The organism is Mesorhizobium sp. M0074 (assembly GCF_040322975.1).
GTDB lineage: Bacteria > Pseudomonadota > Alphaproteobacteria > Rhizobiales > Rhizobiaceae > Mesorhizobium.
Window position 1 is genome coordinate 133,386 of the sequence record NZ_JAMYUM010000009.1, and the last position, 12,437, is coordinate 145,822.

The 12,437-nt window shown below is 62.4% G+C and carries 8 protein-coding genes; all 8 read right to left on the bottom strand.

From position 1 onward, the window contains the following. Positions 1–20 precede the first annotated feature (20 nt). On the bottom strand, positions 21–1,649 hold the full coding sequence (locus tag NKJ73_RS14680) for an alpha-D-glucose phosphate-specific phosphoglucomutase (RefSeq protein WP_352569904.1): 1,629 nt from the start codon (positions 1,647–1,649) through the stop codon (positions 21–23). A 3-nt stretch (positions 1,650–1,652) separates the two neighbouring features. Continuing rightward, a complete protein-coding gene (gene glgA / locus NKJ73_RS14685) occupies positions 1,653–3,098 on the bottom strand; it encodes a glycogen synthase GlgA (RefSeq protein ID WP_352569905.1) in 1,446 nt (481 codons plus the stop codon). Between the two features lie 3 nt (positions 3,099–3,101). After that, positions 3,102–4,367, bottom strand: a complete 1,266-nt coding sequence (gene glgC, locus NKJ73_RS14690; protein ID WP_254819896.1) for a glucose-1-phosphate adenylyltransferase — start codon at positions 4,365–4,367, stop codon at positions 3,102–3,104. 35 nt (positions 4,368–4,402) lie between these two features. Continuing rightward, complete coding sequence (gene glgB, locus NKJ73_RS14695; protein WP_352569906.1) at positions 4,403–6,616, bottom strand: 1,4-alpha-glucan branching protein GlgB; 2,214 nt, start codon at positions 6,614–6,616, stop codon at positions 4,403–4,405. 146 nt (positions 6,617–6,762) lie between these two features. Beyond that, entirely contained in the window at positions 6,763–9,231 is a 2,469-nt protein-coding gene (locus tag NKJ73_RS14700; protein ID WP_352569908.1) for a glycogen/starch/alpha-glucan phosphorylase, read from the bottom strand. A 173-nt stretch (positions 9,232–9,404) separates the two neighbouring features. After that, positions 9,405–10,193 carry an ATP-binding cassette domain-containing protein gene (locus NKJ73_RS14705; protein ID WP_023679303.1) on the bottom strand — a complete coding sequence of 263 codons (789 nt, stop codon included), beginning with the start codon at positions 10,191–10,193 and terminating at the stop codon, positions 9,405–9,407. After that, positions 10,190–11,272, bottom strand: coding sequence for an ABC transporter permease (locus NKJ73_RS14710; protein WP_023679302.1), 1,083 nt, complete (start codon positions 11,270–11,272; stop codon positions 10,190–10,192). Before NKJ73_RS14710 ends, NKJ73_RS14705 begins: the two co-directional genes overlap by 4 nt. Before the next feature lie 88 nt (positions 11,273–11,360). Continuing rightward, entirely contained in the window at positions 11,361–12,377 is a 1,017-nt protein-coding gene (locus tag NKJ73_RS14715; protein WP_352449223.1) for a sugar ABC transporter substrate-binding protein, read from the bottom strand. Between the last annotated feature and the right edge of the window lie 60 nt (positions 12,378–12,437).

The window sequence follows — 12,437 nt, forward strand, 5'->3', positions numbered from 1 at the left end:
AAAGGCGCGCCGCTCTAGGCTCACGTAATCACGCTCGGCTTGGCGCGGCCGGTATGGCTGAGAATCCCGGCAATGTCGTCGGCCGCCACGATCAGATCGGCAAGTGCCTCCTGGGTGTCGAGATCGTGGCGGTTCTTGTCCGGCTCGTAGCGCTCGACATAAAGCCGCAGCGTCGCGCCCGAGGTGCCGGTGCCGGACAGGCGGAAGACGACGCGTGAGCCGCCTTCGAACAACACCCTGATGCCCTGGTTCTTGCTGACCGAGCCGTCGACCGGATCGTGATAGGCGAAATCATCGGCGCTGGCGATCGTCATGCCGCGCACGCTGGTGCCAGGCAGCGAGCCGAGCTTGGCGCGCAGCTCGTCGACAAGCGCGTTGGCACGATCGATCTCGACCTCCTCGTAGTCGTGGCGCGAATAATAGTTACGGCCATAGGCCGCCCAATGCTGGGTGACGATCTGCTTGGCGCTTTCGCCGCGCACGGCAAGGATGTTGAGCCATAAAAGCACAGCCCACAGGCCGTCCTTTTCGCGGACATGGTTGGAGCCGGTCCCCGCACTCTCCTCGCCGCAGATCGTTGCCATGCCGGCATCGAGCAGATTGCCGAAAAATTTCCAGCCGGTCGGCGTCTCGTAGATGCCGATGCCGAGCTTTTCGGCGACCCGGTCGGCAGCACCGCTGGTCGGCATCGAGCGGGCGATGCCTTTCAGCCCGGCCTTGTAGCCCGGCGCCAGATGGGCGTTGGCGGCGAGCATCGCCACCGAATCAGACGGGGTGATGAAAATTCCCTTGCCGATGATCAGGTTGCGGTCGCCGTCGCCATCTGAGGCGGCGCCAAAGTCTGGCGCATCCGGCCCCATCATCTCGTCGTAGAGGTGTTTTGCATGCACCAGATTGGGATCGGGATGATGGCCGCCGAAATCCGGCAGCGGAATGAAATTGCGGGCGGTGCCGTTGGGCGCGCCGAGCCGGTTTTCGAGGATCTCCTTGGCGTAGGGGCCGGTCACCGCATGCATGGCGTCGAAGCGCATGCGGAAGCCCGACTTGAACAGCGCCCGCAATGCGTCGAAATCGAACAGGCTTTCCATCAGTTCGGCATAGTCGGCGACAGGATCGATGATTTCGACGGTCATGTCCCCCGTCTTGACCGTGCCGATCGTGTCGATGTCGACCTGCCCGATATCGGCGATCTTGAAGCTTGAAATCGCCTTGGTTTTTTCGAAGATCGCGTCGGTCAGCTTTTCCGGCGCCGGGCCGCCATTGCCGGCATTGTACTTGATGCCGAAATCCTCATGCGGGCCACCCGGATTGTGGCTAGCCGACAGGATGATGCCGCCAAAGGTCTTGTATTTGCGGATGACATGCGAAGCGGCCGGCGTCGACAGGATGCCGCCCTGCCCGACCATCACCTTGCCGAAGCCGTTTGCCGCGGCCATGGCGATGGCCTTCTGGATGACCTCGCGGTTATAGAAGCGGCCGTCGCCGCCGATCACCAGGGTTTTGCCCTCGAACCCGTCCAGCGCATCGAAGATCGACTGGATGAAGTTCTCGGCATAGTGCTCCTGCTGGAACACCGGGACTTTCTTGCGCAGCCCGGAGGTGCCGGGCTTCTGGTCGGGATGGGGTTTGGTGGCGACGGTGCGGATCATCAGTCAGGCAGCCCTTTTCGAAAGCAGCAAGCGATAGTGTTGGACATATTTTTCGGCGCTTTTGTCCCACGAAACGTCGGCCTTCATGCCTTGCCGCTGCATCGACGTCCACACTGCGGGATTGGCGTGCGCCTCGACAAGGCGGCGGACGGCGTGCAGCAAGGCGGCGGCATTGGCGGGCGCAAACTGGAAACCGGTCGCAACGCCGGCAGAGATGGCGGCTTCGTTGGCATCGATGATCGTGTCGGCAAGGCCCCCGGTACGGGCGACGACCGGCACGCAGCCATAGCGCAGGCCGTAAAGCTGTGTCAGCCCGCAAGGTTCGAAGCGCGATGGGACAATGATTGCGTCGCAGCCGCCCTGCATGGTGTGGGAGAGCCCCTCGTCATAGCCGACGACGACGCCGATGCGACCGCGATTGCGGGCTGCGGCGGCAAGCAATGCGCCTTCGAGCCCGGCATCGCCGGAGCCGAGGATCGCCAGCCGCGCACCTCTTGCAACGATGCCGTCGACGGCCGCCGCCAATATGTCCATGCCCTTTTGCCAGGTCAAACGGCTGATGACGCAGACGATCGGGCTGTCATCGCGATCGAGGCTGAAGCGGTCCTCGACCGCGGCCTTGTTGGGCATTCGCGCCTTAAGCGTCTTTGCCGTGTAGTTGGAGACCAGATGCTTGTCGGTTTCCGGGTTCCATATCTCGGTATCGATGCCGTTGACGATGCCATGGAGATCGACGGAGCGCATGTTGATCAGGCCGTCGAGGCCCATGCCGAATTCAGGCAAGCGGATTTCCTGCGCATAGGTCGGGCTGACCGTGGTGATCGCCCAGGCGGCCTGCAGGCCGGCCTTGAGGAAGCCGACGCCGCCGTAATATTCGACGCCGTCGAGCGCCATCGCCGCTGCCGGCAGGCCAAGCTCGCCAAAAATGCCGGCGCCGAACTGACCCTGGAAGGCGAGGTTGTGCACGGTGATCATCGACGGCGTGCCGACCGCCTTGCCGTAGCGCATGTAGGCGAGCGACATTGCCGACTGCCAGTCATGGGCATGGACGATATCGGGCAGGTAGCCCGAGATGGAGCCCCCGGCGATGTCACCGCCTACCTGGCTCAAGGCAGCGAACCGCCGCCAATTGTCCGGCCAGTCGGCGCCGGCCGCGTTGCCGTATGGACCGCCGGGGCGGTCGAAAAGATGCGGCGCGTCGAGCACGAACAGGTCGAGGCCGGCGATCTGGACGGCGTGCACCGACGCCTTGCCGCCCTGCAGCAGCGGATATTGCTGAACCGCCTTCTTTTTCTTGAAGGCGCCCATCACCTGCGGGTAGCCGGGGACGAGCGTGCGCATGGTGACGCCCTTGCCGGCCAATGCCATGGGCAAGGCGCCGGTCACGTCGGCGAGCCCGCCCGTCTTGACCAGCGGAAAGATCTCGGGCGCCACCGACAGAACCTGCATGCACTACGATCCCAGCCTGTTGATCATGTCCTGCGTGACGAGGCAGATGCCTTTTTCCGAAACGCGGAAACGCTTGGCGTCGAGGACAGGATCCTCGCCGACCACCAGCCCCTCCGGGATCCTGACGCCGTGATCGATGACCACGCGCTTCAGCCTGGCGTTGCGGCCGACATGGACGTCCGGCAGCATGACGACCTCCTCCAGCGTCGAATAGGAATTGATGCGCGCGCCGGTGAAGATCAGGCTTCGCTTCAGCGAAGCGCCCGAAACGATGCAATCGCCCGACACGAGAGACGACACGGCCGACCCGCGGCGGCCATCCTCGTCATGCACGAACTTTGCCGGCGGCTTCAACTCGGCATAAGTCCAGATCGGCCAGTCGCGGTCGTAAAGGTCGAGTTCCGGCGTGATGTCGGTCAGGTCGATATTGGCCTCCCAATAGGCGTCGACCGTTCCGACGTCGCGCCAATAGGCCTCGTTCTCGGCGGTCGAGCGCACGCAGGATTTGGCGAAGCGATGGGCGATCGCCTTTCCGTGCTCGACGATGTAGGGGATGATGTCCTTGCCGAAGTCGCGGCTCGAGCCGGGCTCCGCCGCATCGCGACGCAATTGCTCCATCAGGAACTTGGTCTTGAACACATAGATGCCCATCGAGGCCAGCGCAAAATCCGGCTTGTCGGGAATGCCTGGCGGATCGGCGGGCTTTTCGATGAAGGAGATAATGGTGTCCTTGGGATCGACATGCATGACGCCGAAGCCGGTGGCTTCCATGCGCGGCACTTCGAGGCAGCCGACGGTGACATCGGCGCCGGCCTCGACATGCTGGCGCAGCATCATTTCGTAGTCCATCTTGTAGACGTGGTCGCCGGCCAGGATGACCATGTATTCCGGCCCATAGGCCTCGATGATGTCGATGTTCTGGTAAACGGCGTCGGCGGTGCCCTCGTACCATTGCGTTTCCGACACACGCTGGCTGGCCGGCAGGATATCGAAACTCTCGTTGCGCTCGGGCCGCAGGAAGTTCCAACCGCGCTGCAGGTGGCGGATCAGCGAATGCGCCTTGTACTGGGTGGCGACGCCGAGGCGGCGGATACCGGAATTGAGCGCATTGGACAGCGCGAAATCGATGATGCGGGTCTTGCCGCCGAAATAGACCGCCGGCTTGGCCCGGCGGTCGGTCAGTTCCTTGAGCCGGCTGCCACGGCCGCCGGCCAGCACATAAGCCATGGCGTCGCGTGCCAGCGGCTGTGTTCGTTTTATTTCAGCCATTCCTATCCTCCCAGGTTAGATGCTCCAGACATAGCTCAGTCCGGGACGAATTCGAGCATGATCGTCGACAGCGGCGGCAAAAGCATCGTCGCCGAAATGCCTCCTCCTTCCGCCTGAGCCTCGACGCCGCCGCTATTGCCCTTGCCGGAACCGCCATAATCCGTGGCATCGGTGTTGATGATCTCGCGCCATTTTCCGGCGTGCGGCAACGGCACGCGGTAATTGTCGCGCGGCACCGGCGTGAAATTGGAAATGACCGCGACCGGGTTGCCGCCCGGCGCGCTGCGCAGCCAGGCAAATACTGAGTTCGCGCTGTCGTCGACGATCAGCCAGGAAAAGCCCTCCGGCTCGCAGTCGCGGGCATGCAGCGCGGGGCGCGAGCGGTAGAGATAGTTGAGATCGCGCACCGTCTGCCAGACGCCGCGGTGGAGCCGGAAATCGAGCAGGTTCCAGTCGAGCGCGCGCCCCTCGCTCCACTCGCGGCGCTGTGCGAACTCCTGGCCCATGAACAACAGCTTCTTGCCGGGATAACCCCACATGAACGCGTAATAGGCGCGCAGCGTCGCGAATTTCTGCCAGTCGTCGCCGGCCATCTTGTTGAGCAGCGTGCCCTTGCCGTGCACCACTTCGTCATGGGACAGCGGCAGCACGAAATTCTCGCTGAAGGCGTAGACCAGACCGAAGGTGATGTCGTTGTGGTGATGCTTGCGGAAGATCGGCTCCTTGGAGAAATACTCCAAAGTGTCATGCATGAAGCCCATGTTCCATTTAAAACCGAAGCCCAGTCCGCCTTCATGCACCGGCTGCGAGACTTTCGGCCACGAGGTCGATTCCTCGGCGATGGTCATCACACCTGGATGGTGGCCGTAGACCTCCTTGTTCATACGCTGCAGGAAGCTGACCGCTTCGAGGTTCTCCCGCCCGCCCTTCTCGTTGGGAATCCATTCACCGGCCTTGCGCGAATAATCGAGATAAAGCATCGAGGCGACCGCATCGACGCGCAGTCCGTCGACGTGATATTTCTCGGCCCAGAACAGCGCATTGTTGACCAGGAACGAAATCACTTCGCGGCGCCCAAAATTATAGATCGCGGTGTTCCAGTCGGGATGGAAGCCCTTGCGCGGATCGGCATGTTCGTAGAGCGCGGTACCGTCGAACTTTGCCAGACCGTGTTCGTCAACCGGGAAATGCGCCGGCACCCAGTCGAGGATGACGCCGATGCCTGCACGGTGGGCGCCGTCGACGAAGCGGGCAAAACCGTCCGGATCGCCAAAGCGGGCAGTCGGCGCATAAAGACCCGTCGTCTGGTAGCCCCAGGACGGGTCATAAGGGTGTTCGGAGATCGGCATGAATTCAATGTGGGTAAAACCGGTCTCGACCACGTAAGGGATCAGCCTGTCGGCGAGTTCATCCCACGACAGGAAGCTGCCGTCGTCGTGAAGCCGCCATGACCCGGCATGGACCTCGTAGATCGATACGGCTTCGCGCCTGTGGTCGGCATTGCGCCAGTAGTTCCGGTGCGCCTCGTCACCCCATTCATGCGCCGGCGGCAATGCCGTCACCGAGGCGGTGGCCGGGCGCAGTTCGGACTTGAAGGCGAACGGATCGGCTTTGAGCGGCAATCTCACGCCATCCGGCCCGATGATTTCATACTTATACGGGCGGCCAGCGCCGATGTCGGGAATGAACAGCTCCCAGATGCCGGTGTCGCGGCGGACGCGCATGGTATGCCTGCGGCCGTCCCACTCGTTGAAGTCGCCGACCACCGAGACGCGCCTTGCATTGGGCGCCCACACCGCAAAATGCACACCCGATGCACCTTCATGGTCGATGAGATGGGCGCCGAGCTTGTCGAACAGCCTGAGATGCGACCCTTCGGCGATGTAATAATCGTCCATCGGGCCGAGCACGGGACCGAAGGAATATGGATCGGTCAGCCACCAGTCACCGCCGGAATTCCTGGCGTGATAGCGCAGCGGCTGGCGTTTGCGCAGCGACAGTTTGCCTTCGAAGAAACCGCGGTCGTCGCGTCTCGACAGCTCGCCGGCCTTCTTGCCGGTCAGCGTATAGGCGGTGACGAACTCGGCATGAGGGACGAAGCAGCGGGCGACAAAGCCCTTTCCCGCCTCATGCACGCCAAGCACGGCAAACGGATCGCCGTGCGTGCCGGCGACAATCGCCGCGACATCGCCGGCTGGCGCCAGTCCGTCCGGCCCGCTTGTCGCAACGGTCGCGCGCGGCTTGCTCATCAGGCAGTGACCCTCCCCGGGCACCAAGTGTATGTTTCTAGTGGAGTTTTGAATTCGACATTCGCATGCCGCCTTACCCTCCAAGGGATGCGAGGGTCAAATCCACTCCACTAGGACCACATTGTTCGTGGCCTCATGCAATCATATCAGGCGGGCACGTGCCATATGTCTTTCGCATATTGGCGGATCGTTCGATCGGACGAGAACCAGCCGACGCGCGCGACATTGCGGATGGCTCTGGCGTACCAGTCCGGGCTGTTGCGCCAGATGGCATCGACGTCGCGCTGGGTGGCGGCGTAGGCATCGAAATCCGCGGCGACCATGAACCAGTCGCTCTGGTAAAGACCGTTGATCAGGTCGCGATAACGGTCCGGATCGTCAGGTGAAAAGACTCCGGATGAAACCGCGGCCAGCGCCTGCGCCAATTCAGGCGATCCCTCGATCACAGCGCGCGGATCGTAACCATTGTTGCGTCGCTCGGCGACCTCATCGGTGGTCAGGCCGAAGATGAAGATATTGTCGTCGCCCACGCATTCCTTGATCTCGACATTGGCGCCGTCGAGCGTGCCGATGGTCAGCGCGCCGTTCAGCGCGAACTTCATGTTGCCGGTGCCGGATGCTTCCATGCCGGCGGTCGATATCTGCTCCGAAAGATCGGCGGCCGGCATCATGATCTCGGCCAGGCTGACATTGTAGTTCGGCACGAATACCACTTTCAGCAAGCCGCGCACCGCCGGATCGCGGTTGATGACCCGGGCGACGTCATTGGCAAGTTTGATGATCAGCTTGGCGTTGTGATAGCTGGGCGCCGCCTTGCCGCCGAAGAATTTGACGCGAGGCATCCAGTCGCGCTCCGGATGCGAGCGGATCTGGTCGTAAAGCGCGACCGCTTCGAGAATGTTCAAGAGCTGGCGCTTGTATTCGTGGATGCGCTTGACTTGGATGTCGAACAGCGCCGATGGGTCGACCTTGATGCCGAGCCGGTCGGCAACGAGCTTGGCAAGCCTCGCCTTGTTCGCCCGTTTGACGGCGGCGAACTTGTCGCGGAAGGCGGCGTCCTCAGCGAAAGGATCAAGCCGCTTTATCTCGTCGATGTCGTCGAGGAAGCCGTCGCCAATCGCCTCTCGGGTGAGCGCAGTGAGGCCGGGATTGCACTGTATCAGCCAGCGCCGCGGTGTGATCCCGTTGGTCTTGTTGTTGATGCGATCCGGGTAGAGCCTGTGGAGGTCGGCAAACACCGTCTCCTTCATCAATTCTGTATGCAGTGCCGACACGCCGTTGATCGAGTGCGAGCCGACAAAGGCCAGATTGCCCATACGCACGCGGCGATCGCCATTTTCCTGGATCAGCGAGATGCGGCTGATCTGCTCGTCCGAGAACTGGTCGGAGGCGCGCGCCTCGAGCAGCACCTCGGCGTTGATGGCGTAGACGATCTGCATGTGGCGCGGCAACAGCCGCTCGAACAGCGGCACGGGCCAGCTTTCCAGCGCTTCGGGAAGGAGCGTGTGGTTGGTGTAGCCGAAGGTGCGCTTGGTGATGCTCCAGGCCTGGTCGAAATCCATGCCGTGGACATCCATCAACAGGCGCATCAGCTCGGCTACGGCGATCGCCGGATGGGTGTCGTTGAGATGGATCGCCGCCTTGTCGGGCAGCGATTGCAGGTCGCCATACTGGCTGAGATGACGCTGGACGATGTCCTGCAGCGAGGCGGTGGAGAAGAAATACTCCTGCCTGAGCCGCAACTCCTGGCCCGCCTTGTGGGAATCGGCCGGGTAAAGGACGCGCGACAACGCATCGGCCTTGTTGCTTTCGGCGAGCGCGCCGATGTGATCGCCGGCGTTGAACTTGTCGAGCAGGATCGGGTCGACCGGCATGCCGGACCACAGACGCAGCGTGTTGACGCGGTTGGCCCGCCAGCCGACAACCGGCGTATCATAGGCGACTGCCAGAACATGTTCGGTCGGCTTCCAGACGTGGCGCTCGAGCCGGCCGTCCTTCGACGTGACCGATTCTACCGAGCCGCCGAAGCCGACCTCGAAGGAGCGTTCGCGGCGCTCGAACTCCCAGGGATTGCCGTGATCGAGCCATGTCTCGGGCAGCTCCACCTGCCAGCCGTCATGGATCTCCTGCCGAAACATGCCGTTGGCGTAGCGGATGCCGTAGCCATGCGCGGGGATATTGACGGTCGCCATGCTTTCCATGAAGCAGGCGGCGAGCCGGCCAAGACCGCCATTGCCAAGGGCAGCGTCCGGTTCGAGCGCAGCAATGATGTCGAGGTCGACGCCAAGCGACGACAGCGCCTCGCGCATATTGTCCATCAGGCCGAGATTGGAGAAGGCATCGCGCATCAGGCGGCCGATGAGGAATTCCAGTGACAGGTAGTAGACGCGCTTTTCCTGCTGGGCGTAGGCCTCTTGGGTCGCCTGCATCCAGTGATCGACTATGCGGTCGCGTACAACCTTGATCGAGGCGGTGAGCCAATCGTACTGGGTTGCAACGTTGGTGCCCTTGCCGACCCTGTATTTGAGGGCTTGCAAGACTTCCTCGGCGAGCGTCTTGGGATCCGGGTTTTTGAGCGTGGGCAGAGGAGCTTCGGTTGTCATCGCGCGCGTCATGCTGCCTCTCGTGACGTTGCCAGGATCATGCGGCTTTCACCATCTCTGCCAATGCTAGTGCATCCCACCGGATGTTCAATCGATTCGGGTGATCGCAAGCCGGGTTGCCCTGCGGCAATTTGGCCGTGAAACACCGCGTTGGGCGCCCTCCGCGACGGGCCTCAAGTTCTTGCTCAGGCCGCCAGCGCCGCTTCCGGCGGCACCTTGGCGCCGGTCATGAAGGCGACCGCGTCGGACATCGTATACTGCTTCGGATCGATGACGCAGAGGCGACGGCCGAGCCGGTGAATGTGGATGCGGTCCGCCACCTCGAAAACATGCGGCATGTTGTGTGAAATCAGCACGATCGGCAGGCCACGCCGTTTGACGTCGAGGATCAGTTCGAGCACGCGGCGGCTCTCCTTGACGCCGAGCGCGGCGGTCGGCTCATCCATGATGACCATCTTCGAGCCGAAGGCGGCGGCACGCGCCACCGCCACGCCTTGGCGCTGGCCGCCCGAAAGCGTTTCCACCGCCTGGCTGATGTTCTGGATCGTCATCAGGCCAAGCTCCGTGAGCTTGTCGCGGGCACGCTTTTCCATCGCCGGACGGTCGAGCATGCGCAGCCATTCACCGAGGAACCCCGGCTTGCGGATCTCCCGGCCGAGGAACATGTTGTCGGCGATCGACAGCGCCGGCGACAGCGCCAGGTTCTGGTAGACGGTCTCGATGCCGGCCTCGCGGGCCTCCATCGGCGATTTGAAGGCAATGGGCTTGCCTTCAAGCCGTATCTCACCTTCGTCCGGGGTGACCGCTCCGGAAATGGCTTTGATAAGCGATGACTTGCCGGCGCCGTTGTCGCCAATGACAGCAAGGATTTCCCCCGGATAGAGGTCGAAGTCTGCGCTGTCGAGAGCGGTGACGCGGCCGTAGCGCTTGACCAGGCTGCGCGCGGTAAGGATCGGTTCGTGAGTTTGGTTCATGCCGAGATCTTCCTGATCCACTGGTCGATACCAACAGCGATGATGATAAGGGCTCCGACGGACAATTGCGTCCATTGCGGGTCTGTCCCCCAAAGCCTGAGGCCGAGCGCGAACACGCCGACGATCAGCGCACCGAAGATGGTCCCGAGGATGGAGCCGCGGCCGCCGAACAGCGAAGTGCCGCCGATCACCACGGCGGTAATCGAATTGATGTTCTCGAACTGCCCGGCCTGCGGCGAGACCGATCCGATGCGTCCGATCAGGGCCCAGCCGGCGATGGCGCAAATGATACCAGTCAGCGTGTAGACCGCGACCAGCATCCGGCTGACGCGCACACCCGACAGTTCCGCGGCCTCCGGGTCGTCGCCCACCGCATAGACATGCCGGCCCCACGCGGTGTGATTGAGCACGTACCAGGCAATTGCCGCCATGATCAGCACCAACAGCACGCCATAGGTGAAGACGGCGCCGCCGATCCTGAACGATCCGCCGAAAAACTGCAGCAGCGGCGCCGTCGTCTCGAGATCCTGGCTGCGGATGGTCTCGTTACCGGAATAGATGAAGTTGATGGCAGCGTAGATCGACCAGGTGCCGAGCGTCACGATGAAGGGCGGCAGTTTCACCCAGGCGATGAGAATGCCGTTGATCAAGCCGCAAATCGCGCCGACAAGCAGCCCGACGGCAACGGCCACCGGCGCTGGGACACCGTAGTGCATGGCAAACTGGCCCATGACGACCGAGCTCAGCACCATGATGGCGCCGACGGACAGGTCGATGCCGGCGGTGAGCACCACCAGTGTCTGCGCGATGCCGACCATGCCGGTTATCGCCACCTGCTGGAGGATCAGGGTGAGGGTGAAAGGAGAAAAGAAGCGTCCGCCGACGACGACTGCGAACAGAGCCACCGAGATGATCAGGATGATCAGCGGCACCATGGCAGGGCTTTTGTGCAAGCGGTGTTGGATGCTCTCCAGCGTCGAGCGGGAATGCGTCTCGAATGAAGCGACGCTGGTGTCGCTAGTGGCCAGGACCGTCTCGAATTCCTGCGGTCCCTTGCTCCTGGTTGTTTCGACGCTCAAGTCGACCTCCCGCCTGTGATGTGGAGCGGCCGAAACCGCTCCACATTCTCTATTGTTCTTTTGAAGTTGAGCCGATCAGGGGATCAAATCAACCCCAGCACTTGCTGAGGCCTTGCTTCGTGTCGATGGATTCGATGCCGGCGGCAGGCTTGTCGGTGATCAGCGTCACGCCGGTGTTGTAGAAGTTCAGACCGGGCGACGGCTCAGGCTTCTTGCCGCTGTCGGCAAAGGTCTTAATCGCCTCGATGCCGAGCGAGGCCATGAGCAGTGGATATTGCTGTGAAGTGGCGCCGATCACGCCCTCGGCAACGTTCTTGACACCCGGGCAGCCGCCATCGACCGAGACAATCAGGACGTCCTTCTCCTTGCCGACGGCCTTCAGCGCCTGGTAGGCGCCCGCGGCCGCAGGTTCGTTGATGGTGTAGACGACGTTGATATCCGGATCCTTCTGCAGGCAATTCTCCATGGCAGTGTGCCCGCCATCCTCATTGCCGCTCGACAGATCGTGACAGACATTGCGTGCGTCGGTTTCGTCGCCGATCTTGTTGGGGTCGCCGAGGTCGATGCCGAAGCCCTTCATGAAGCCTTGATCACGCTGCACGTCGACAGAGGGCTGGCTGGCGATAAGATCCATGTAGGCGATGTGCGCGTCCTTGGCCTTGTCGCCCAAGGTGGCCTTTGCCCAGGAGCCGATAAGCTCGCCGGCCTTGAAATTGTCGGTCGCAAACGTCGCATCCGCGGCGTCGGCAGGCTCGAGCTGGGTGTCCAGAGCGATCACCAGCACCCCTGCATCACGCGCCTTCTTCACCGCCGGCACGATGGCCGCAGTGTCGGTGGCGGTGATCAAAATGCCCTTGGCGCCGTCGGCGATGCAGGATTCGATCGCCGCAACCTGGCCCTCATTGTCACCTTCCGCCTTGCCGGCGTAGGCCTTCAGATCGACACCAATTTCCTTGGCTTTCGCGGCGGCACCTTCCTTCATCTTGACGAAGAAGGGATTGGTGTCGGTCTTGGTGATCAAGCAGGCGCCGACCCCGGCGGCCGATGCCGTTGACGCAAAGGCCATCAGGCTCAGTCCGGCCGCGGCAAACACGGTGGATTTCAACAGTTTTGACGTGGTCACGATTTTCCTCCCATGGAACCATTTAGGATGCCGGCCAACCGG

Coding starts and splice junctions, on each gene's coding strand:
- glgA (WP_352569905.1), bottom strand. CDS start 3,098: ATGCAGGTTCTGTCGGTGGCGCCCGAGATCTTTCCGCTGGTCAAGACG.
- glgB (WP_352569906.1), bottom strand. CDS start 6,616: ATGAGCAAGCCGCGCGCGACCGTTGCGACAAGCGGGCCGGACGGACTG.
- NKJ73_RS14705 (WP_023679303.1), bottom strand. CDS start 10,193: ATGAACCAAACTCACGAACCGATCCTTACCGCGCGCAGCCTGGTCAAG.
- NKJ73_RS14680 (WP_352569904.1), bottom strand. CDS start 1,649: ATGATCCGCACCGTCGCCACCAAACCCCATCCCGACCAGAAGCCCGGC.
- glgC (WP_254819896.1), bottom strand. CDS start 4,367: ATGGCTGAAATAAAACGAACACAGCCGCTGGCACGCGACGCCATGGCT.
- NKJ73_RS14700 (WP_352569908.1), bottom strand. CDS start 9,231: ATGACGCGCGCGATGACAACCGAAGCTCCTCTGCCCACGCTCAAAAAC.